This is a genomic window from Haloarchaeobius marinus, assembly GCF_051207415.1.
GTDB lineage: Archaea > Halobacteriota > Halobacteria > Halobacteriales > Natrialbaceae > Haloarchaeobius.
This window is the reverse complement of record NZ_JBPKGD010000006.1, coordinates 113,827-135,750: the sequence shown is the minus strand read 5'-3', so window position 1 is coordinate 135,750 and position 21,924 is coordinate 113,827. Positions and strand designations below refer to the sequence as shown.

At 61.3% G+C, this 21,924-nt stretch carries 24 protein-coding genes and 3 pseudogenes; 18 read left to right on the top strand and 9 right to left on the bottom strand.

Translation table 11 applies throughout. The features are described 5' to 3' along the window. Positions 1–84: 84 nt before the first annotated feature. Positions 85–618: a PIN domain-containing protein gene (locus ACSC1W_RS18905; RefSeq protein WP_435349240.1), complete on the bottom strand. Its 534-nt coding sequence runs from the start codon at positions 616–618 to the stop codon at positions 85–87. Between the two features lie 6 nt (positions 619–624). Next, positions 625–1,212 carry a DUF7437 domain-containing protein gene (locus ACSC1W_RS18900; protein WP_435349239.1) on the bottom strand — a complete coding sequence of 196 codons (588 nt, stop codon included), beginning with the start codon at positions 1,210–1,212 and terminating at the stop codon, positions 625–627. Positions 1,213–1,368: 156 nt separating this feature from the next. On the opposite strand from ACSC1W_RS18900, the gene ACSC1W_RS18895 reads away from it, so the two are divergent. The 6 genes and pseudogenes from ACSC1W_RS18895 to ACSC1W_RS18870 form a co-directional block, all read left to right on the top strand. Further along, complete coding sequence (locus tag ACSC1W_RS18895; RefSeq protein ID WP_492764729.1) at positions 1,369–1,539, top strand: hypothetical protein; 171 nt, start codon at positions 1,369–1,371, stop codon at positions 1,537–1,539. Between the two features lie 1,010 nt (positions 1,540–2,549). Beyond that, positions 2,550–3,485, top strand: a complete 936-nt coding sequence (locus ACSC1W_RS18890) for a single stranded DNA-binding domain-containing protein (RefSeq protein ID WP_435349238.1) — start codon at positions 2,550–2,552, stop codon at positions 3,483–3,485. A gap of 428 nt (positions 3,486–3,913) precedes the next feature. After that, entirely contained in the window at positions 3,914–5,059 is a 1,146-nt protein-coding gene (locus tag ACSC1W_RS18885; RefSeq protein ID WP_435349237.1) for a Fic family protein, read from the top strand. Further along, a complete protein-coding gene (locus tag ACSC1W_RS18880; RefSeq protein ID WP_435349236.1) occupies positions 5,056–5,874 on the top strand; it encodes an SWIM zinc finger family protein in 819 nt (272 codons plus the stop codon). The genes ACSC1W_RS18885 and ACSC1W_RS18880 overlap by 4 nt, the downstream gene beginning before the upstream one ends. An 81-nt stretch (positions 5,875–5,955) precedes the next feature. After that, a complete protein-coding gene (locus tag ACSC1W_RS18875; RefSeq protein ID WP_435349235.1) occupies positions 5,956–6,189 on the top strand; it encodes a hypothetical protein in 234 nt (77 codons plus the stop codon). Positions 6,190–6,285: 96 nt separating this feature from the next. Next, positions 6,286–6,633, top strand: a pseudogene (locus ACSC1W_RS18870) (zinc ribbon domain-containing protein); the annotation flags it as partial. 133 nt (positions 6,634–6,766) lie between these two features. Here ACSC1W_RS18870 and ACSC1W_RS18865 read toward each other — a convergent pair. Together ACSC1W_RS18865 and ACSC1W_RS18860 are read right to left on the bottom strand one after the other, a co-directional pair. Continuing rightward, a complete protein-coding gene (locus ACSC1W_RS18865) occupies positions 6,767–7,171 on the bottom strand; it encodes an HVO_A0114 family putative DNA-binding protein (RefSeq protein ID WP_435349234.1) in 405 nt (134 codons plus the stop codon). Further along, positions 7,164–7,520 carry a toxin-antitoxin system TumE family protein gene (locus ACSC1W_RS18860; protein WP_435349233.1) on the bottom strand — a complete coding sequence of 119 codons (357 nt, stop codon included), beginning with the start codon at positions 7,518–7,520 and terminating at the stop codon, positions 7,164–7,166. Before ACSC1W_RS18860 ends, ACSC1W_RS18865 begins: the two co-directional genes overlap by 8 nt. A 155-nt stretch (positions 7,521–7,675) precedes the next feature. Here ACSC1W_RS18860 and ACSC1W_RS18855 point away from each other — a divergent pair, with 155 nt between their 5' ends. The 9 genes and pseudogenes from ACSC1W_RS18855 (at position 7,676) to ACSC1W_RS18815 (ending at position 13,130) form a co-directional block, all read left to right on the top strand. Continuing rightward, a complete protein-coding gene (locus ACSC1W_RS18855; protein ID WP_435349232.1) occupies positions 7,676–7,951 on the top strand; it encodes a hypothetical protein in 276 nt (91 codons plus the stop codon). A gap of 123 nt (positions 7,952–8,074) precedes the next feature. Beyond that, a pseudogene (locus ACSC1W_RS18850) lies at positions 8,075–8,161 on the top strand (DUF7558 family protein); the annotation flags it as partial. A gap of 130 nt (positions 8,162–8,291) precedes the next feature. Then, positions 8,292–8,624, top strand: a complete 333-nt coding sequence (locus tag ACSC1W_RS18845; RefSeq protein ID WP_435349231.1) for a ribbon-helix-helix domain-containing protein — start codon at positions 8,292–8,294, stop codon at positions 8,622–8,624. After that, positions 8,621–9,088, top strand: coding sequence for a hypothetical protein (locus ACSC1W_RS18840; protein WP_435349230.1), 468 nt, complete (start codon positions 8,621–8,623; stop codon positions 9,086–9,088). The genes ACSC1W_RS18845 and ACSC1W_RS18840 overlap by 4 nt, the downstream gene beginning before the upstream one ends. Positions 9,089–9,141: 53 nt before the next feature. Beyond that, a pseudogene (locus tag ACSC1W_RS18835) lies at positions 9,142–9,327 on the top strand (site-specific integrase); the annotation flags it as partial. Positions 9,328–9,514: 187 nt separating this feature from the next. Further along, positions 9,515–10,291 carry an Lrp/AsnC family transcriptional regulator gene (locus ACSC1W_RS18830; protein ID WP_435349229.1) on the top strand — a complete coding sequence of 259 codons (777 nt, stop codon included), beginning with the start codon at positions 9,515–9,517 and terminating at the stop codon, positions 10,289–10,291. A gap of 10 nt (positions 10,292–10,301) precedes the next feature. Further along, positions 10,302–10,451 (top strand): zinc-ribbon domain-containing protein, encoded by a 150-nt coding sequence (locus ACSC1W_RS18825; protein WP_435349228.1) that lies wholly within the window; start codon positions 10,302–10,304, stop codon positions 10,449–10,451. 4 nt (positions 10,452–10,455) lie between these two features. Beyond that, complete coding sequence (locus ACSC1W_RS18820) at positions 10,456–10,872, top strand: universal stress protein (protein ID WP_435349227.1); 417 nt, start codon at positions 10,456–10,458, stop codon at positions 10,870–10,872. After that, positions 10,869–13,130, top strand: a complete 2,262-nt coding sequence (locus ACSC1W_RS18815; protein ID WP_435349226.1) for an amino acid permease — start codon at positions 10,869–10,871, stop codon at positions 13,128–13,130. The genes ACSC1W_RS18820 and ACSC1W_RS18815 overlap by 4 nt, the downstream gene beginning before the upstream one ends. A gap of 341 nt (positions 13,131–13,471) precedes the next feature. Here ACSC1W_RS18815 and ACSC1W_RS18810 read toward each other — a convergent pair whose 3' ends face one another. From ACSC1W_RS18810 to ACSC1W_RS18790, 5 genes are all read right to left on the bottom strand, one after another. Continuing rightward, on the bottom strand, positions 13,472–13,993 hold the full coding sequence (locus tag ACSC1W_RS18810; protein WP_435349225.1) for an Lrp/AsnC family transcriptional regulator: 522 nt from the start codon (positions 13,991–13,993) through the stop codon (positions 13,472–13,474). 202 nt (positions 13,994–14,195) lie between these two features. Then, positions 14,196–14,984, bottom strand: coding sequence for a carbon-nitrogen hydrolase family protein (locus ACSC1W_RS18805; protein WP_435349224.1), 789 nt, complete (start codon positions 14,982–14,984; stop codon positions 14,196–14,198). Further along, positions 14,981–15,778: an enoyl-CoA hydratase/isomerase family protein gene (locus tag ACSC1W_RS18800; RefSeq protein ID WP_435349223.1), complete on the bottom strand. Its 798-nt coding sequence runs from the start codon at positions 15,776–15,778 to the stop codon at positions 14,981–14,983. The genes ACSC1W_RS18805 and ACSC1W_RS18800 overlap by 4 nt, the downstream gene beginning before the upstream one ends. Continuing rightward, positions 15,771–17,930, bottom strand: a complete 2,160-nt coding sequence (locus tag ACSC1W_RS18795) for an acetate--CoA ligase family protein (RefSeq protein WP_435349287.1) — start codon at positions 17,928–17,930, stop codon at positions 15,771–15,773. The genes ACSC1W_RS18800 and ACSC1W_RS18795 overlap by 8 nt, the downstream gene beginning before the upstream one ends. A 35-nt stretch (positions 17,931–17,965) precedes the next feature. Then, positions 17,966–18,766 (bottom strand): enoyl-CoA hydratase/isomerase family protein, encoded by an 801-nt coding sequence (locus ACSC1W_RS18790; RefSeq protein WP_435349222.1) that lies wholly within the window; start codon positions 18,764–18,766, stop codon positions 17,966–17,968. A 148-nt stretch (positions 18,767–18,914) separates the two neighbouring features. Between ACSC1W_RS18790 and ACSC1W_RS18785 the strand changes: the two genes are divergently transcribed. From ACSC1W_RS18785 to ACSC1W_RS18775, 3 genes are read left to right on the top strand one after another with little or no spacing between them, the layout of a single operon-like run. Beyond that, positions 18,915–19,994 carry an ABC transporter substrate-binding protein gene (locus ACSC1W_RS18785; RefSeq protein WP_435349221.1) on the top strand — a complete coding sequence of 360 codons (1,080 nt, stop codon included), beginning with the start codon at positions 18,915–18,917 and terminating at the stop codon, positions 19,992–19,994. Between the two features lie 5 nt (positions 19,995–19,999). Then, complete coding sequence (locus ACSC1W_RS18780; RefSeq protein ID WP_435349220.1) at positions 20,000–21,046, top strand: ABC transporter ATP-binding protein; 1,047 nt, start codon at positions 20,000–20,002, stop codon at positions 21,044–21,046. Continuing rightward, on the top strand, positions 21,043–21,906 hold the full coding sequence (locus ACSC1W_RS18775) for an ABC transporter permease (protein ID WP_435349219.1): 864 nt from the start codon (positions 21,043–21,045) through the stop codon (positions 21,904–21,906). The genes ACSC1W_RS18780 and ACSC1W_RS18775 overlap by 4 nt, the downstream gene beginning before the upstream one ends. Positions 21,907–21,924: the final 18 nt, after the last annotated feature.

Sequence of the window (21,924 nt, the reverse complement as noted above, 5' to 3'; positions counted from 1 at the left end):
AGCTGTGAGCAGGGCGACCCGTCGAGACAGCACTGGACGACGTCGTGGTGTCGTGGTGCGCCTCGGGAACTTCGAACCGAGCGGTCATCCCCTGAACTGATATCGGGTTTCGACAGCGTCGACGAAGTCGAACGCTCTGACGAGTTGGACACGGTCGTCGTAGCCGTGTTCGGTCATCGCCCGCTCGACTCCTCGGAAGGCGGGTAAATCGTGTGTGTAGACGGCGACCGAGTCGGCGTCTCCACGTTCGAGTAGCATCGCTGTCGACCCGCCGACCTCGGCATCGGCCTGCTCGATGTCGTGTTCAGCACGGTCGTCAGCGGCGGCGATGTACCGACGGACCATGTCCATCGTCGCCGAAACCACGGTGTTCGTGTAGTCGACCTCGTCGAGGACCTCCACCCATCCAGCCGCGAGTGCCTCCTCGACCGGAGGTGTCCCATACGGGTAGTTCTCGGGCGTCAACTCCTCGTAGACCCGCGACGGGAGGAGGAGTACGATACCGTGTTGTCTGACAGCTCGTTCGAGCAATTCGACGGTGTCGTGTCGCTCGAAGGTGACGAACAGGTTCGTATCGATGACGTGTGCCTCGACGTCGGGGAACGAAGAGGGAGACACATCGAGTCACTCCTGGCTACGTTCGTCGACTGCCTTGTCGAGCTCGTCGATGTCGGGACTCGCTTCGAGTTCGGGATCGACCTCGATGAGTACGTCGCGCAGTTCCTGGAGGACCGTCTCGGCTTCGAGTACAGGGAGCTCTTGCTCGCGAGCCATGAGCCGAGCGTTCATCCGCACCTGAACGTAGTCACGGGCATACTCGAGCGCGGTGGCGAGGCCACTCGTCCCGTGCCGGTCGAGATACAGCTGGAGGGTTTCGTTCGTCTCACTTCGGGCGAGCGCGACGAACAGTGCTGGTGTGATTCGATAGGTGTCGTCGCCAGCCTCCACACGCAGGTCGATCTGTTGAGCCTGGTAGCGATGCGGCTGGGTATCGGTGACGCGTGCGAGGATACCGCTTTCGACCAGGTGGTTCACGTCCTCGTAGACGGTGGTGGTCGAACTGTCGAGTCCCTCGGACAGTTCTTCGACCGTTGGCGTATCTAGTGTGAGTACCCTGGCGTAGATCCGGACATACCGCTGGTTCGTCACGACATCGGAGATCGCGAGCATCGCATCGAGTGGATGTGCGCGTCGGACAGCGGTATCGGACATGTATTTTACTTTCCGCGGATTCTATAAAACGTTGTCGCCGGACTCTCGGCTGAGCACCCACCAGACCGACACGATTCGGACTGGGTTGGCGTCTGCGTTCGGGCCTGTACTCGTCGCAACTGATACCCAGACGCGATGAGTACGTTCCAGACAGAGATGGCGTCCAGCACCGACTCCTCGGCGTCGGTCGACGAAGCAGTCCGCCGACTATACGAGCGGTATCAGTCGGCCGAGAGCGACGAGGAACGCCACGCGATCGCCCTCGAGATCGGGAAGCTCGATGGACGTCGCCACGCCGACATCTACGCGGCGCTCGAGAACGAGTGAGTCCTCTCGCACGTCCGTAGCGCGTGGCGCGGACAAGGTCCAGTGAACCCCGCGGCTCCACACCGACCCGTCGAGGTCGAACCGGTACCCTGACTCGACAGTACTCGTCGTCATACCGGGCGAGTGTCTCCCCAAGCATCGAGCCCTCGGTTGGATTGCTCTCAGGTCGAGGACCGGGGGCAGCTCTTGGCCGTTTCCTCGCATTGCCTCTTGCCGACCTGCGCTCTGCGACGCCAGCCGATCTCGACCGGACCGCTTCATGTCGTCCCAGAAAGCCCCTGCTCGCTCGACGGCTGCGCAGCGCGAGAGCGGAGCTCTCGCTGGCCTCCGCTCGCTACGCTCGCGGAGCACTCGCTGCGCTCCTCGCTCCGCTGCGGTGCTTGGCTGGCGAGACGCCACGGCGTCTCGCCGCCTCCCGTTCGCTCCCTGCGGTCGCTCACGGGAGCGTCGTCTCGCTCGTCGACCGAGCAGCCCCTTTCAGTCCCACCCGGGAACGGCTGGTCGACAGTCGGTCGCTGCAGTGTCTGTCTGGTGTGTTCTCTCGGCGCGCACCGCCCGGCGCTGCCGCCCTCCGCTTGCTCGCGGTTCACTCTGTTCACCGCTCGCATCGAGGCGCTCCTTCGTCGCGCCTCGCTTCGCTCGCGACCGACCAGTCCGGGCGTGCGGGCGCTCTCCGCACCGCGAGCGCCCGTTCCGGGCCAGGTTCGCTCGCGTTCGCTCGCTCATCTGGTCTCGACGCCAGCACCAAGCGCGCTTTCGGTTGCGTCTCGCAGGCTCGACGGACCGAAACCGGCTTGTGTGCTGGCCGCTCGCTCCGGGCGGGTCCCCGCGCGGTGCTGGTTGTGTCCTCCTCGTCGGGCGCGCTCTCGCTCGCGCCCCACAGGGGGGCGCGAAGGCGCGAGCGAGAGCGCGCAGAGACGTGTCTGTCGGGTCGGTGTCGACGGAAAACCGCGAGTGATGATCGCGGTTGTGGACGCTCAGTGAGCGCCTTCGGAATCGGTGTGATTCCAATGTCTAGTGAAAACGTACTCGGTGAAGAAGATTCGGATGCCGAACAGACGACTGAACAACTGACGCTCGAGGAGGCCATCGCGGACGAAGGCGGGCTGCTGGCGGAGGCGGCCTGTGGGGAACACACGCCGGAGTTGCGACCCACGGTCGAACTCGAACGCCAGGGTCGGATCGACGACGACTGGACGCGGCAGGCGAACCTCGACCACCCGTACGGGACGACGCTCGAAGCGGAGGAACGGCGGCTGGCCGAAGAACAGGAGCTGGCACGACAGAGAGAGCGCGCGCTGGCGGCGCACGAGGCGGGCATCGACCGGGAGCGGTCGTGCAGGGTGCAGACGGAGCGGGCATCCAGTGAGCGCGTTCGTGAGTTCCGGGAGCGGGGCGTGCTCGGGGCCGGAGGTGACCCGGACGTCGACCCGCGTGAACAACTCGGCGCAGACACCCTGGGACGGGTGAATCGATGTGGGATGCAGTTAGCGGAGCGCTTCCGTGGGCCGTCGCGGTCGGCGTTCGCGAAACAACTGGCCGAGAAGGTTGCGTGCCAGGACATGGGGGTGACGGCGGCGGTCCTCGAGACGACGGAGGAGGTGGCGAAGGGGACGGACGCGATCCAGCCGATCGCGACCATCGAGGAGTGGATGGGCCAGCCGAAGTACGCCATCCAGGCGAACGTCGAGGCCGAAGTCCGGACGCTCTACCAGCCGGCGGCGGTCAACCAGCAACAGGTCGGCGTCATCGCGGACGGCTCGGGGACGGCCAAACTCACCATCTGGAAGCGCTCGCGGGTCGGGACGGCGCTCGGCGAGGGCGACCGGGTCAGACTCCTCAACCTCGAGGTGGGCTGGTACGGTGGCCGGCCGTCGCTGGCGGCGACGTCGCGCTCGGACGTGACCGTGCTCGACCGGGGTGACGGTCCGAGTCCGCGGAACTGACCCCGGGTGTGGCGGTGGTCGGACGGCCATCGTCACTCTCTTTTTTGTCTTTCGACGTGCTCTCGCTCTCCACCGCAGGAGGAGGACCCACGCGCGTTCCTCGCACGCGGGGATGTCGTATTGGGCCTGGCTGCCGCGACCCCGCCGCCCCACCCACCGCTCCGTGCTCGCTCGGGCTCGTTCGCAGGCTCACGAGCCCGCCGCTGCGCGCGCAGCCACGACCTTCGTCTGGGTCGTTGCGGCCGCCTACGATTACACGACTGGAAGGAGGATGCCCACCCGTTTACGGGTGGGAGGAATCCGACACCTGCTCCCTCCACAAGTATACTATCCACGCTCGTTGTTACACGAGGGTCCTTACACAGCTCTTCCGTATACCCGATATAAAAACAACTATATTAGTTTAGGGTGATGGTGGTACTACCGAAATGCCCGTCAAAGAGCTTCCTGATAGCGCACCCGGAAAATACATCCCCTATCATCCACACCCGTACTATTCACCGGAGCCACTCCCGGTAGAGCCGAAGCTCGAACTCTCCGAACAGACGTACAATCTGGTAGCCGACGCTGCGTATCAGATCGGTCGTGTCGACGGCATCAGTTCGACGGTGGATTTCTCCGCAGTTCTCTACACCTCGCTCATTCGTCTCGAGGCCGTCGAATCCGCCCGTATAGAAGGTGCAAACGTCGCGTATCAAGACGTCGAGGCGTATCACACGAAGCACCCCTCAGGTGAGGCCGACACGACAATCGAGAAAGATCTGAAGGAGGCTCTCAATTACGAGACTGCACTTACGTATGGGATCGACAGAATCGAGACCGGCGAGTCGATATCGCTCTCGCTCATCAAAGATCTCCACTCGATGCTGCTCGAAGACGTTCGAAACGAGGGTGACGTCGTCGGTGACTTCCGCGACCACATGGTTCATCTCACGAGTCCACAGTCCGGACAACGTCCGTTCGTCCCACCGACTCCAGAGGGGCTCACTGGGCTGATGCAGTCGCTCGAATCGTACATCCAGATTGGCGGACAGTACCATCCGCTCGTCGACGCTGCCATCATCCACTACTTCTTCGAGACAGTTCACCCCTTCTCAGACGGAAACGGTCGACTCGGTCGACTGCTCATCATTCTGTATTTGACGAGCGAAGGTTACCTCGAAAGCCCATACATCTATCCGAGCGCGTACTTCAACCGTCACAAGGTCGAATATGTCGAGCGGATGCGTGCGGTGAGTGAAGAAGGCGCGTGGGAGGAGTGGCTCACGTTCTTCCTCGAAGGGCTCCGAAGTCAGGCTGAGACGTCGTGCGACCGGACTCACCAGCTCCGAGAACTCCAGGAGCGCTACGAGAAGGAGTACCCCGGCAGCACGAACACGGACACGTTCGCTCGGCAGTTGCTCCAGTATCCGTATTTCACGGCGCCAGATCTCGTGGAGTATCTCGATGTATCACGCCGGACCGCCTACAAGGTCGTCGACGATCTCGAAGCGGATGGCCTCATCGAGGAAGTGACCGGTAAGGAACGTGGAAAAGAATACAAGGCAGTCGACGTGTTCGACATCCTCGAATGACGGTGGAACGAGGTGATATTCCCGGTCTCTGCACCGACGCCGTATTCGAACGGGGAGAGAACTGCTACGCAGAGGGAAGAATCCGGGACCGTACACGCGGCGGAGACACGATAATGGCGACAGTTCGGGGCTCGCAGTTGTACGACCTGACGCTCTCACTCTCAGCTCCCGATTTCGATCCCAGGTGTAGCTGTCCGTACGATGGACCCGGTGCCTGCAAGCACGTCGTCGCTGTCTTGCTCTCACTCGCTGACGAGATGCCACCTGACACAGGAGACCAGGTCGATGCCCTCCTCACGGACATCGACGAGGATGACCTCCACACGTTCGTTCGCGACGAGCTATCTCGCGATAGCGGAATGCTCGACCGATTTCTCGCCCGGTTTGGTACTGGTCCGGGGAAGTCCCACACGGAGTATAAGAAGGACATCGACGACTTGTTCGAAAAACACACCGATCAGTACCCAGTTATCGTTGATGCGATCGACTTCAGCCAGTTCACAGACATCGGTGAACACTACCACGAGCGAGGTCGCCACCGACAGGCCGCAGCCGTCTATCGTGGCCTCGTTGCGGGTATCGATGACAACATCCACCTCGTCGACGCCGCATACGACCACTACGCGAAGGTCTTTCGAGAGGGACTAGAGGCCTTCGTCGAGTGTGTGACCGCAGCCGAACTTGACCCGCACGAACGCGAGGAATACGAAGCGTTCCTCACAGAACGCTCGAAAACAGGAGCGGGTCCGCACCAAGCACAGTTCGAGCGAGCGCTGTCGATGTTCCAATCGGCAGCAGGTGATGAACCGACGTGAGCTGTCCGGGATACCGATGCCAATTTGGGTGTGCAACGCTCAACGCAGAGTAATTAACTCTCCCCGGAGAAGTTGATGCCAATGAGCGAGGATTCAGGCTCTCTCAGCTATTTATCGGCGGATGATATCCTTGCAATTCATGAGTTGATCGTCGAGTCGAACGAAGACACTGAAGCTGGAGTCGCGTCGCCAGGAGACGTTGACTTTACAGTCGCCTCGATTCAGGAGGGACACTTTGGGCAGACACCGAAATCGATACACGAAAAAGCGTTCCAGCTGCTCCGGCTTCTCACTTTGACATCCTCCCCGCTCTGACGGGCGAGGATTCCCGACCGTGTTTGGGATATTGTGGTTTACGACGTTACGTGTTCTTGAGGTGCGAACGCACCAGTTTCCTTGTCAAACACGAACGTCGAAGTGGCGGTTCGGTCGGAGGCGTGGACGTCGCAGACGTGTCCGAACTGCGGGGCGACCGACCGGACGACACGCCGCCAGGACACGCTGACGTGCGAGTGTGGCTTCGAGGGCCACGCAGACCTCGTCGCGTCCGAGACGTTCCTGAGACGTCATCAGAACGCAGGGAGTTCCGATTGGCGAACGAGACACGGAGTGTCTCGTCAACGCCAGACCGACGTAGCAAGGTCGATGGCACGGCCTGTATGCCTCAAGTGGGACGACCACGAATGGTCGGAGTCACCACGCTCTCACCGTCCCAACGAGGAGCATACGAACCCGCAAGTTGCCTCCGTGGGCCGGTAGTCGATACCCCCAGCGCGAGGAAACCCCGGCGTTCACGCCGGGGAGGATGTCATTGTGAATCCTCGATCGACAGGGTCTGCAATGCCGCTCACACCACCGAACCCCGTACCGAGGGTCATCTACGACTGGACATTCAAGGAGCCGCAGCAGCTCCGTCCTCAGAATCGTGCGCAAGCGGTGTCACGACCAGATCGTCGTATGGGAACACCGGCTTCTTCGCACGCCCAACAGCCTCGAACCTGACGACTCCGAGGGCTTCCAGTGTCGTCAACTCTTGATGGACGTTCTTCTTATCCCGGCCGACCAATCGGGCGGTCTCTCGGATACTTTCTGGTTCTTCGTCTCGTATGACGCGCAGCAACGTGTAGGTGCGTTCGTTGAAGACCTCGGTCAGTTTGGACTCGTTCGGGAAGCGGACGATCGCGGGCTGGTCGACGGATTCGCCGTCCTTGAACTGCTGGATCGCTTCGAGTCCCTCTTCGTACGGGTTTGCGTCGACATCGACCGTAACCAGGAGTACATTCGTGTTTTCAGTCATGGGTATCACCGGCATCGGTGGATGGACCAAATCGCGGCTTCGGTATCTCGTCCCAGAACCGTTCGTAGAGTTGCTCGATTCCAGGAAACTCGATGATCTCTGGCTCGGGGTCGGGAGCGACGTGGAGCTCGTGGCCTTTTGTATCCTCGTGAGCGTTGTCGTAGCGACGAATTGTACCGTCCTCGAGTGTTTCGGGGCCAGGAACTAGCGCTCCATAGTGGAACGTGTATCGCCATCCCGACGGATAGGTATCGTCGTCGGTACTCCGAATCGACATCCGGACTACTGTATCGTCCTCGTACACAGCGGCATTGGTGTACGCGTCGAGGTCGTCGGCCGTTGGTTCCATCCGTTACATCGTTGGTTCTGTAGCCAACGATAAATAGGTGTTGGACATTGCTGGGAACCGGTTCGTCACATCTGGGTCTACTCCCCCGCTCCGAGATTCGGGCCCTGTATCCAGTGGGCTAGGCCTGTGAGGTGTGACTGGTTTCAACAGAGCCGGTGATCTCGGGTTTCGGTCTGGTTCTGGCCGTCCAGGACGGCGTCGAGGGTGAGCGTCTCGACGCACGTGACTTCGACCGGTGTGAACACCATCCCCGTGGAATAACGCTATCCATCTACGTCGTCTCCCAGCACTTCGGGCTCGACGCCTCGAACAGCGCGTTCTACGTCGCGGCGTGGGACGAGGACCCTGCAGACGCGATCCGGGACCGACTCCAGCGGGTCGTGAGTACTGCACAGGAACTGATCGACGTCGTCGAGGTCGCTCAGGAGTAAGGGGGACCACGCCCAACCACGGTCGCCGAGCGTGGAGGCGAGCTACGGGTTCTGTTCACAGGTCGAGCCGCGCCCGGATTCCGGCGAGTCAGATGCCTGCGACGGCAGTAGTGTGCACTCGTCGTCGACACGCTCGCCGCACCCACTCGCGTTCGTGTCGAACTCCGACACCCCGAAGGCTCGCTGCAACTGTGTGTACGATGTAGTTAAGGTGGGCCAACAGCGTACCGGACTCGGGAGGTAGAGAAGCATCTCGTCGAGTGAAAAGTGCTGTGACGCCCGTCCGTCTTCCGACGAACTGAGCCTGCTGTTTAAATAGATGTAGTACGATGGTACTACCATGAAATACGCGAGTGTCAGCGTCAAGTTCCCGGTCGAACTCGACACCGAGATCGAACGGTTCCTCGAAGAAACGGGGGTCTACACCAACAAGAGTGAATTCATCAAGGAAGCCTGCCGCGCTCATCTCCGCGAACTCAACGACGACACGGCAATCACTGCGCTGCGGCTCGAGCAGCTATTGGCACAGGCGGAACAGAGCCGCGAGTCCGATAGCGATATCGACGCCAAGCTCGCGGCACTCGGGGAGAAAGTCGATTCGGATGACCTCGAACGGGCCGTCGAAGAGGCGCGTGAGGAGACGTCCGAGCAGGTGTACGGGTCCGACTCGTGAAGATCCTCGATACGAATCTGTGGGTATTCGGGACGTTGCGAACCAGCGAGCAGGCAGCCGACTTGCGTGCCGCAATCGACCGTGGTGAGACGACCTCTGCCATCAGCGCATACATGGTCCAGGAAGCGCTGGCCGCGTTCGACCGCACACAGAGCCTCTCCTCGGCGGACCGTGATACCGTCAAAACGAGTTTTCTGACGCGGCTCACGCGAATGACGGGGCTCATCGAGGCGCCGTCGAGTCGCGATGTGAGCGACGAACTCTTGCGAGAGCAGCGATCAGCGCCCGCGGTGCAGACGCTCGCCCGCGTCTGTGGGATCCAACCCAAGGACGTTCCAATCCTGGTGCTGGCGTTTGAACACCGTGACCGCGAGCCGACCATTCTCACGAACGACGAATCGTTCGCTGGATTCCAGCCAGCCGCACACTCACTCCCTGAAATCTCCATCGAACACGTCCCGTGACTGCGTCTCCCTCGATCTTTCGGGCGTCTGGCGGGGAGGTCCCGGACGACTGGCGGAAGGCGTCGAGCCACGATCTGCGCCGCTACTACGCCCAGGACCTGCTCGTCCGCGAGCGGATGAATCCGCGAATCGTCATGCAGGTCGGTGGGTGGAACTCCTTCAGCGCCATCGATCCCTACCTCAACACGCCGACGTCCGAAGTCGTGAACGCAGCGTTCGAACCATCCAGCCGCGCCTGACTCTCGGGTGCGGCGAACCGACGGGAGTGTCGTCCGAAAGAACCGCTACGCAGATTGACGGGAGGCACAAAAGTAATATAAATCCAACACGATTTCTGGAATGGAATTGAAAGAGGGGGTTCGAGAGGGATAGATGAATATACTATGCGTACATTTGTGAAATCGAAATCAGTGTGGTCGTCACATCATGACACACCCAGATACTGACTATCGGCTCGACGATATCGACCGACGTATCCTGTACGCTCTCATGCAGGATGCACGGAACACGGCGGCGTCGATCGCCGAGGAGGTGAACGTTTCGGGGGCCACAGTCCGGAACAGGATTCAGAAACTCGAGGCCAACGGCATCATCCGAGGGTATCCAGTGCACCTCGACTTCGAGCGGGCCGGTGGGAACCTGACGAACCTCTACCTGTGCAACGTACCCGTCCCGGAACGGGAAGCGCTTGCGCACAAGGCGCGGACGATACCGGGCGTCATCAACGTCCGAACACTGATGACCGGGCGAAGGAACCTGCACGTACTGGCTGTCGGCGAGACGACCAGTGAATTGCAACGTGTCGCACGCAACCTCTCGCAACTCGGAATCGAAATCGAGGACGAAGACCTCGTCGAAGACGAATTTTTCAGCCCGTACGCGCCGTTCAACCCGGACGTCCAGCACGCAGCCGGACGACCGAACGACTTCATCAGCCTCACCGGCGAAGCCCACATCGTCGAAGTCACGATCCAGGCCGACGCCCCGATCGCCGGTCAATCCGTCGAAGCTGCGGTCGAGCAGGGGACCCTCGACGAAGACACACTCATCATCGGTATCGAGCGAGACGACCAGGAGCTGACGCCACACGGCGATACCGTCGTCAGGCCCGACGACGTCCTCACCGTTCTCTCACGGAACTCTCCCGACAGTGACGGGCTCGACCCGTTCTGTGGGCAGACGTCGGAGCCGACGCAGCGATAACGCCCCAGCCATGTCCCGACTCCCGACACTGTTGAAGCGCCTGCTCGCCCGCGACGAGACAGTCACGGAGTGTCGGCACTGCGGCACGACGGTCGAACCGGACACCGAAACCTGCCCCAGCTGTGGGGCAGACGAATTCTCCCAGTACCAGATACGGTGATTCGATGACTCTCACACTCACGGACACGATAATCGTACCAATCGCCGACCGAGACGATGCAAGAGCGACGGCAAACGCGCTGGAATCGCACAGTACTGGACGAATCATCGTCGTCCACGTCGTCGAGAAGGGCGAAGGTGTTCCGGACAAGACACCGGTCGAACAGTCGGAGACGGTCGCCGACAAGGCATTCGCCACGTTCCGAAACACGTTCCCGGACGCCGAAACGCGAATGCTCTACCAGCGAGACGTCGTCGGGGGCATCATCGACGTTGCCGACGAGGTCGCCGCCAGTGCAGTCGTATACAGGCCTCGTGGTGGCTCTCGAATCGTCCAGTTCCTGGCGGGCGACCGGTCGCTCAGATTGATAACGGAGGCCGACTGCCCCGTCGTCGCACTGCCCGAGGTGGAAGACGGATGACGGCCAACGACGAGGAACTGGCCAAGGACCTGGGGTTGCTCTCGGCACTGACGATCGGCGTCGGGACGATGATCGGTGCGGGCATCTTCGTCCTTCCCGGACAGGCCGCTGCGGCCGCAGGGCCCGCAGTCGCGCTCTCGTTCGTCATCGGTGGCGTCATCTCCCTGTTCACGGCGCTCTCGGCGTCGGAACTCGGCACGGCGATGCCGAAAGCGGGTGGCAGTTACTACTACGTGAATCACGCACTCGGTCCCATCTTCGGGTCGATCGCAGGCTGGGGGAACTGGATGGGATTGGCGTTCGCGAGCGCCTTCTACACCCTCGGATTCGGTGAGTACCTCGCGACCTTCCTGCCCTTGCCGGCACTGACGCTCGGGCCGCTCGTTCTGACGGAGTTCCAGTTCGGGGCGCTCCTCGCCGGGGTGGCGTTCGTCGCCATCAACTACGTCGGCGCCAAGGAGACCGGCAAGATGCAGATCGTCATCGTGACCTTACTGGTCGGTATCCTCACGGTCTTCTCTCTCCTCGGCATCCTCCAGGCTGACCTCTCGACGCTTCGGCCGTTCTTCCCGGCCGAGACCGGCGGTGCGACCGCGATACTGCCTGCAACCGGGCTGGTCTTCGTCTCCTTCCTCGGATTCGCGAAGATCACGACGGTCGCAGAAGAGCTGAAGGATCCCGGTCGGAACCTGCCGCTCGCAGTCGTCGGCAGTGTGGTCATCGTGACGGTGATGTACGCCATCATCATGGTCGTCCTGATGGGCGTCATCAACTGGCGACAACTGGGCCCGGACTTCACGACGACGCCAGTACTCGACGTGGCCGAAATCGCGTTCGGGACCATCGGTCTCGCGGGCATCGGCGTCGGGCTGTTGACCTTCGCCGGGCTTCTCGCGACTGCATCGAGCGCGAACGCCTCCATCCTGGCGTCGTCACGAATCAACTTCGCGATGGGCCGTGACAAGCTCATCAGCGAGAAGTTGAACGCTATCCACCCGAACTTCGCGACGCCGTACCGGAGCATCGCCGTCACGGGCGGCCTCATCCTGGTGTTCATCGCTGTCGGGAACGTGAAGATTCTCGCGAAAGCCGGGAGTGTGCTTCATCTCGTCGTTTACGGGCTCCTCAACGTCGCCCTCATCGTGATGCGTGAGGCTGACGTCGAAGCGTATCAGCCAGAGTTCGAGGCGCCTCTGTATCCCATCGTCCCGGTTCTCGGGGCTGTGTCGTCGTTCGGCCTCATCGCGTTCATGGACCCGGTCGAGATCGGTCTCTCGCTGGTGTTCGTCGCCGGTGGACTCGTCTGGTATTTCGTCTACGCGAAGAACCAGGCGGAGAAGAAGGGGATTCTGAGCCAGTATATCCTCGAACAGTCCGAACAGATGCCGCAAGCAGCCGTCTCGGCAGCAGACACCGTCCAGCCCGACGGTGGAACGTATCGCGTCATGGTCCCGCTGGCGAACCCCGAGCACGAGAAGGACCTCATCACGCTCTCCAGTGCCATCGCCAAGCAGCACGGTGGGACCGTCGATGCCGTGCACATCGTCACGGCTCCGGACCAGACCGCTCTCGGGTACGCCGCCGAGCACGCCGACAAACTCGAGCAGGACTATCACGCGGTGCTGGACGCGGCAGAACGGGACGCTGAGACGTTCGGGGTCGACGTCGAGACGCACACTATCTTCTCGCACGAGTCGTTCGGGGAGATATTCGACGCTGCCCGGACCCACGAGGCCGACATGGTCGTGATGGGCTGGGGGAAGCGGACGCTCGGGTCGCCCGGACGCGTCGAGAGCACGGTCGGCGATCTGGCCGCAGACCTGCCCTGTGACTTCCTCGTCCTGAAAGACCGTGGCTTCGACCCTGAGCGCATCCTCGTCCCGACGGCCGGGGGTCCGGACTCGGACCTCTCGGCGGAGGTCGCGAAACTGCTCCAGTCGGAGTACGATTCCGACATCACGCTGTTGCACGTCGCTGACTCCCTGGAAGAGGGGAGCGCGTTCCTCGAGGAGTGGGCGGACAGTCACGGACTCGAGGACGCGACGATTCACGTCGAGACCGGTGACGTCGAATCCGCCATCGAACGGGCAGCGGCGGACAGTACGATGGTGATACTCGGTGCGACCGAGAAAGGCCTGCTCACTCGGCTCGTCAGAGGGTCGCTCGTCATGGACGTCGTCGAAGACGTCGAGTGTTCCGTGCTACTGGCCGAGCGTGCCCGAAAACGGACTCTCGCCGACCGACTCCTGGGCAAGTGAACCGGCCTGGACTCGAACGTCGGGCCGGTCGGTAATCGACCACGGTCGCTGGCCTGTACTACACTAATCGTCTATAGACTCGCTTCTCTCGAGACGGTCCGAATTGGGGGCAGTGGACTATCCGGCCATGCTATCGCCGGGAGACTGTGTGATGGGTTGTCGGATTCAGCCCGCCCCTGAACGGCGGGGCTTTCTCCTCGACTTTTTGTAATGAAATCAGCTGTACCGGATGACAGCGATCCCGCCCTCGACCTCGACGTGCTTCGAGCGGTCCTTCGGGAGCATCCGGTCCGACTTGCGATTCTCTTCGGTTCCCTCGAGGTTGGAAGCGTCTCGACGGCTCAGCTGTTCGTCGACCGTTGATTGGCACCGAAGATCTTTCCCAGATCCTCGTCGTCGTAGTTGACGAGGAGTCGGTCTTCGTCCTTGAACGTCCGGAGGACGATGTTCGTCGTCGAGTTCTCGACTCCTTCAGTCTGGATGATATCCTCCATCAGTTTCTGCAAATGTTCGTGGTCGCGGACCCGTGAGAGGACGTAAAAGGACATCTCACCGAGCATGAAGAAGACGCGCTGGACACCGGAAAGTCCAGCAATCTTCTCGGCGACCTCTTCGTACCCGGGACCATCGTAGTCCGCGTTGATCTCTGTAATCGTCGTTAGCTCCAGACCCAGCTTCTGCGGGTCGAGCTTTGTGATTTTCCCCTGTACGATATTCTTCTCACGGTAGTTCTCCATTCGATAGTAAATCGTAGACGTGCTGACGTCGAGTTCCTCGCTCAGTTCGTGGGCGTCGATGTCGCCGTTCTCGTCCAACCGGCGGAGAATCTTGAAGTCTATCTCATCGAGTGTTACCTTGGCCATTGGCTGGGGTTTGGTCTTCACGTCGTTAATAACTTTATTCGTTCCAAACCATGGGGACGATGGTTGGAAGGATTCCTAACCAGGCCGTCTCCACAGGCGGAGCAGGCCGAGTGCCTCGGGGTCGTTCGGAAGATCTTCGATCTTCCGTGATGACGAGAGACCTACGGTCTCTCGAACCACTCGACCACGAGGCGGTTCACAATCACTCGAGTCTTGCGTCGGCGTCGTCTTCTGGGCGGTCCACGCGCATCGGGTTTCTCGCGTGTTCGGCAGCGACCACACCGGGGTCGAGCGTAGCGCTGACCTGACCGGGGGCGTCGCCCATCTCCACGACTGTCGTGCCGTCGGGTTCGATGACCGTACTGTGTCCACAGAACGAGTCTCCTGCTTCCTTGCCAGCGCGGTTGCAACCGATGACGTAGGCCCCCTGTTCAACTGCACGGGCCGGCAACAGGGTGTGCCAGTCTCGTTCCATCTTGACCGTCCAGGCAGAGATGTTGATCACTACGTCGCACTCTTGCCGTGCGAGCGAGAGACTCGCCGCTGGGAAGTTCAGGTCGTAACAGATCTGGACTCCGATTCGACCGAACGGTGCTTCTACTGCCGCGTACGCGTCACCGACAGAGAAGACGTCGGCCTCGTCACCCCACAGGTGGCGCTTGTTGTAGCTGGCTCGAATCTCGCCGGAACTGTCGAGCCAGACCGCAGCGTTGTAGATGTCATCGCCGTCCTGAACGGGCATTCCAAACAGCACTTCGGAATCGCTGTTTGCTGCCGCTTCACCCAGAACGTCCGTCGTCAGTCCGGGCAGGGGTTCGGCTACTTCCTCGAGGTTCTCGAAGACGTGATACCCAGTCGTGGCGAGTTCTGGGAACACGACAAGGTCCGCATCGGCGTCCGCAATCGCATCCGTCATCCGGTCGAGCGTCCCGTCGTCGGCTGGGCCGAGCGTGCTATCGAACTGGACGACGTTGGTGGTGAATCGCTTCATCGACCTTCGAACTCCGGTTTACGGTCCTCGCGAAACGCTGCGACTGCTTCCTCGTGGTCGTGGGTCTGCGAGCAGATTCGTTGGGCACGCGTTGCGGCGTCGAGTGCTCGGTCGAGGTCGACCTGGAAACTTTCGTTGACGAGGCGTTTGCTCTGGGCAACAGCGATGGGTGGTCGGTCGGCCAGTCGAGAGGCGAATTCGACGGTGGCGTCGAGAAGCTCGTCGGCGGGGACCTGCTCGCGTGCGAGTCCCCACTCGACTATCTCCTCGCCGGCGAGTTTCCGGCCAGTGAAGATAAGCTCCTTCGCACGTGCCTCGCCGACCAGTCGGGGCAGAAGGAACGCTCCGCCGTCTCCGGGAACGAACCCGACGTCGATGAACGTCTCGCCCATGACGGCTTCGTCGCTGACGACGCGGAAGTCACAGGCCAGTGCCGTATCACATCCGGCTCCAAGGGCATAGCCGTTGACTGCCGCGACGACAGGAGTTTGGATGCCGCGAATCGTCTTGACCACGTTCTGGAACAGTCCGAGTCCCGTCTCGTACTCCGCGAAGTCCATCTCCGGGGTCAACGGCATGTCTTTCAGGTCCACGCCGGCACAAAACGCGTCGCTCGTGCCGGTGAGGATTATCACACGGACGTCGTCCCGTTCGTCCAGTCGTTCGAAGGCCTCGACTGTCCCGCGCAAGAGCGGTTCGTTGTATGCGTTCATCGCCTCCGGACGGTCGTAGGTGACACGGGCGACGTGTGGTTCGGCTCGGTCGACCTGTAATGGTGCGTCGATTTCAATCATCTGTGTTTCTTTCAGAGAGTGGGGCTTCACCGTCGGTTCTCTCGGTATCGTCGTTGTCGAGCGTGATCGCAGCATCGACGATCTCGACGCCGTCCTCGGTGGCGAACACGGGGTTCAGATCCAGTTCAGACACTGAGGGGTTGGCCTCGACGAACGAAGAGATGGCGAGGAGCAGGTTCACGACTTCGTCCCGGTCGACCGGTGGATTCCCGCGTGCACCAGTGAGCATCTCCTGGGCGTCGATGTCGTCGAGGAGTGCACGAGCGTCTGCCTCCGTGAGTGGCAGTGCCCGGAACCCCACGTCTTCGAGGACCTCCACGAACACGCCACCGAGACCGCACATGACCACGGGACCGAACTGCTGGTCGTCGACCACGCCTACGATGAGTTCGACGCCAGGTTCGGCCATCGGTGAGACGAGCACGCCGTCTACCTGGGCAGCTGGTTTGTACTCGGTGGCTGTCGCGATCAGGTCGTCGTAGACGCTCCTGACTTCTTCCACTGGAACCTCCAGGGCGACGCCACCCGCGTCCGATTTGTGGACGATGTCCGGGGAGACGACCTTCATCGCGACCGGTCCCTCGAAGCCCTCTGCAACCTCCTGTGCCTCGGCTGGGCTGGTCGCGAGTTCGAATGGGACCACCGGGAAGTCGGCCTCGGACAGCGCGAGTTTGGACTCGAATTCCGAGAGCTGTGTCCGGTCGCTGGCGAGCGATTCCGTGACCGTCTCGGCTGCGTCGGTCGAACTCGTGAGCCTGAAGTCGCTGCTCTGGTCGATGGCCGCAATGCGGCTGCCGTAGGTGGCCAGCGCGTCCAGGCTCGCGGTCGCAACGTCGATCGATTCGACGACCGGGATTCCGTGCTCACGGAGGACAGTGTGGGGTTTCGTGTCGAAGCCCTCGTAGGCACTCTGAACGACGAGCGGCTTGCCGTGCGCAGTTGCCAGGTCTGCGAGTTCTCCTGCTGCCTCGATCTCCACCTCGGTATACTGTTCGGAAAAACGGATGCCGTACCCACCGAACAGGCCCGACAACATGACCGCGTCCACGTTCGGGTCTGCGATGATAGCTTTCGCACAGTCGACGAACACGGATTGGTCCTCGTCGGTTCCGCCCGCAACGTCCACGGGGTTGACGACGCTGGCCGCGTCCGGAAGAACGTCCTGCAGTCGCTCCTGTGTTTCGTCGGTGAGTCGTGGGAGCGAAAGCCCACGCTTCGAGAGGGCGTCTGCGGCCAGTGTCGCGTGCCCCCCACCATCTGCGAGGATAGCGACGTCCCTTCCATCGGCGGTGGGCAACGACGAGAGCGAACTCGCGACCGACAACAGCTCGTCCGATCGGTCGACACTGACCACACCCGCCTGTTCGAGGACAGCGTCGGTCACCGCAGCATCACCAGCGAGAGAGCCCGTATGAGACGACGCCGAACGTTTCCCCGCGTCTGACCGTCCGCTCTTCAAAACGACGATGGGTGTGTCGTCCGTCACGTCACGGGCTCGTTCGAGGAACGCCCGCCCGTCGCTCATTCCCTCTACGTAACAGACGACCGCGTCGGTTTTGGGGTCGGCGTCGAAGAAGGACAGGTACTCGTGGAACTGCAGGTCGGCCTCGTTGCCGACGCCGACGTAATGACTGAAGCCGACGCCCTCCCGGGTGGCGGCCTCGGTGAACAGTGAGATCGCCATGTTCCCGCTCTGGCAGAGCAGTGCGAGGTTTCCTTCGGGGACCGTATCGGCGCCGACGAGATTCAGCCCCTGATGGACGTTGATCATCCCCGACGTGTTCGGTCCGATGAGCCTGACGCCGTGTTCTCGTGCGAGGCTCACGATGTCGTCTTCGAGTTGTTCACCATCTTCGCCGGCTTCGCCGAACCCGACAGCGACGACCACGGCGCCAGCAATATCTGTGTCTCCACAGTCTTCGATGATCTGGGGCACGATTTTTGCGGGAGTGACGACGAGAGCGAGGTCGACCCGGTCCGGAATCGCAGACACGGTCGGATACACCTCCAGGCCGCGGATCGAATCGGCCGAGGGATTGACTGGATAGATTTCGCCTCCGTAGCCCCCCTCTTGGAGAGCCTTGATAGCTTGATGACCACGTTTCGTTTCGTCCGTCGAAGCACCGACGATCGCTACCGAGTCGGGGTCCATGATGCGGTCGATTTCGGAGGACTGTCCCGACACGGTTAGATTCCCTCGAACGATGGCTCACGGTCTTCGGCGAACGCATCGACACCTTCCTGCCAGTCCTCGGTCGCCATACAGGCGAGCAGCGCTTCGGCCTCGGCAGTCAGCATATCTTTACGCGAGGCACGTCGTACGCGTCCGAACTGTTCCTTGGCGAACGTCATCGGAATCGGTGCGTTCCCTGCGAGGTCGGCGGCTAACTCGTCGACAGAGTCGTCGAGTTCTGGTTCAGGGTGGGCGGTCGTCACGACTCCCTCGGCAGCCGCCTCCTCGCCGGTCAGCGAGGCCGCCGAGAGGACGAGTTCCTTCGCGCGAGCTTGCCCGACACGCGCGGCGAGCGTGTAACTGACGCCACCGCCTACGTACGTCCCGATGGAGACTTCTGGAAACCGTATCTCGGCCTCCTCTGCCATGAGTACGAAGTCAGCACTGAGCGCCAGTTCCGCTCCGGCCCCGATAGCGTAGCCCTGGACCTTCGCGATCACCGGTTGCGGATGCGTCTGGACAGCCTCGGCAGCCTCCTGTGCTTGCCAGACGTACTCCCGACGTTCCTTCTGGGTCCGTTCCGTCTCGTCGTGTTTCTGCATATCCGCACCTACGCAGAAGGCTCGTCCTTCCCCTTCGAGGACGACGACGCGCGCGTCTTCTTCGGCTGCCCGGTCGAGACCGTCGCGGATTCCTTCGTACAACGCGGGGGTCACTGCGTTGAGGCTGTCCGGTCTGTTCAGGCGGACGCGCGCGACGGCCCCATCCCGCTCATAACGGGTGGGGTTCTCCGCCGCTGTGTCTGTGGTAGTCATAATCAAGCCTCTATGTAGACCCAATCCAGTCAGCCATATAAACTTATGCCAGAACCTAATTCTCGGTTCGAAATCAAGAATTTTCCCAAATATTGGTCCGTTTTCTACGAAAGATTATTGTAACATTGTGCTGTAGACACGCACGGCAATGTCAAACAAGGACATGCGCAAACGACGGGACGTGCTGGCAGCAGCGAGTGCAGGGGCACTGACTACGGTAGCGGGCTGTACGTCGGTCTTCGGTGGCGGCAGTTCGGGCGGTAAACTCCGGTTCCTCGGCTTCGGAGGCAACACGCAGGAGTCGCAGATGTCCGTCTTCGACAGCTGGGATTCAGAAACGGCAGTGGAGGGCACGTCGGCAGGTGGGACGACGGAGATGATCTCGCTGATAAAGCAGAACCCAGGGTCGTTCGACCTCGTCGCGCTCAACGACACTGGTATGGCCCGCGCACAGCAGGAGGACGTCATCGAGCCGATCGACCTCTCGAAGGTCCCGAACTACGAGAAGAACATCAAGGAGAGCGCCCGCACCCTCTCGTTCAACATGAACGGCGACGATACGATGGGCCTCATCCGTGAGAACGGCGCAACCGGCTACGCGTACAATACGGACAAGATCGATGCCGAGCTGAATTCCTGGGACGCCATCCTCGACCCTGCGTACGAGGGGAAAGTGTCCCTCATCGACCGTACCATCGACCGTCTCTCGAACAGTGCAGCAGCAGTGGGACTCAACATCAACGACGTCCCCGGGGACGAAGCCAAGACGGACGAGATGTTCAATCGAGCCCAAGAGGAAGACCAGAACGTCTTCTCGTACTGGGGTGACGGTGCGACCTCGATTCAATACCTCCGTCAAGAGAACGCCTGGATCTGTGAAGCCTGGGGCGGTCGTGTGCTCGCACTCCAGAACGAGGGGTACGATAATATAAAGTACGTCATCCCGAATGAAGGTGCGATGGGGTGGGCCGACAACCTCGCGGTGGTCAAAGGGTCGGAGAGTCGGGAGAAGGCACACGAGTTGCTGAACCACACCTACAAACGCGAGAACCTCCTGACCCTCTCTGACGAGATGAACTACACAGTCCAGGTCAAGAACCCGCCAGAGAACATGACGCAGCTGCCAGACTACGCGCCAGCTGAAGACCTGGCATTCCGGGACTGGAACACAGTGCTGCCCAAGCAGGAGGCCTGGACGCAGCGGCTCGATCAAATCAAACAGTCGTAACTCAAATGCTCGAAGTCGAGAATTTCACGAAGTACTATGGAGACCTCTGTGCCGTCGAGGACTTCTCTTTTCACGTCGAAGAAGGGGAGTTAGTGACCTTGCTCGGTCCGTCCGGCTGTGGGAAGTCGACCACGTTGCACGCCATCGCCGGACTGGTCGAGCCGACCGACGGTCGAATCTTCCTCCGTGGGGAGGACGTGACAGAGCTGCCACCCGAGAAGCGGAACATCGGGATGGCGTTCCAGTCCACGGCGCTCTTCCCCCACATGACCGTCCGAGAGAACATCGCCTACGGGTTGAAGATGCACGGCTACTCTTCGGGCGACATCGAGGACCGCGTCGAGGAATCACTCCAACTGGTCGACATACCCGACCACGGCGACCACAAGCCGGGCGAACTTTCAGGGGGCCAGCAACAGCGTGTCGCCCTGGCCCGAGCGCTCGCCTACGAACCCGACATCCTGTTACTCGACGAGCCACTGACGGGACTGGACCGCGTTCTCCGTGAGGAGATGCGCAGCTGGCTCAACCGCATCCAGCGTGAGGTCGGTGTGACAACTCTCTACGTCACCCACGACCAGGAGGACGCACTCTCGATGTCGGACAGAGTCGTCGTCCTCGACGACGGTCGGGCCCAGCAGATCGCCAGCCCCGAGCACATCTACGAGGCTCCGGCCAACCCGTTCGTGGCGGAGTTCGTTGGAAAATCCACACAGTTCGACGGCACTGTCACCCACGAAGATGGTCGAACCGTCGTCTACGACGGCGACGATACCGAAATTACGCTGTCGACACCTGACCTCGACGAGGGCCAATCGATCTCGCTGTACGTCCGCCCGGAGGATATCGAAGTCGCTCCTGAGGCGACCGGGGCAGAGAACGAGTTCCTCGGGACCGTCACCGATATCGCGAACCTCGGCAACCGTGCGGAGGTGTCGGTCCAACTCGAAGGAGCGACGACGGCGCTCGCCCACACAACGCGCTTCCCGGACATCGCTGTCGGTGACGACGTCTATCTCCGGTTCCAGCCTGAGCGGGTGATCGTCCTATGAGCGCCGAGTGGGGTGGTTTGAATCGCATCATGCACACCGTGGGCGACGGTCTCGAAGGACGGATCTCCAATCGTCACCTGGCGCTGTTCGGTATCGGGTTCGTCGGTCTGTTCTTCATCGTCCCGATACTGTTACTGATTCCGGAGAGCCTGAACCTGGAATCGTCGACACCGCTCGAGTCCTACCGGCGCGCTATGGACGGAATCTACGTGGACGCGTTCGTCCGGTCGTTCCTCTACGGGGTCGTCACGACCGCCGTCACGCTCGGGCTCGCGTACCTGCTGTCGTACTTCCTCGCCTTCAGCACCGAACGCGTCCGCATCGCGCTGACGCTCATCATCGTCCCGCTGTGGATCGCGTACATCGTTCGATACTTCGGCATCCTGTTGTTCCTGTCACCGGCCGGCCCACTGGCAGGCCTTACTGGAATCGAGACTGGATTGCTATTCACCACTCCCGCAGTCATCATCGGTCTGGCGAACGTCTACCTGCCATTCGCCGTGCTTCCCATCTACAACTCGTTGAACGCCATCGACGAGGAACTGATCGACGCATCACACGTACTCGGTGCCGGGAAGTGGCGAACTATCGCGAAGATCATCTTTCCGATGAGCCTGCCCGGGTTGGTCGCGGCAGGCCTGATCGTATTCATCCTCGCAGCAGGGTCCTTTCTCGGCCCGGCAGTGCTGGGTGGTCCAAAGCAGACGATGATCGCGAACGTCATCGCGCAGGCGTTCCTCGGGAACTTCAACATCCAGTTCGCATCGGCGCTCGCGATCGTCTACACGGTGTTGCTCGTCGGCTTCCTGCTGGTGTTCAATACTCTGTTCGACATCCAGGAGGTGCTCGGGAACATATGAGCTCGAGTACGGCAGAAC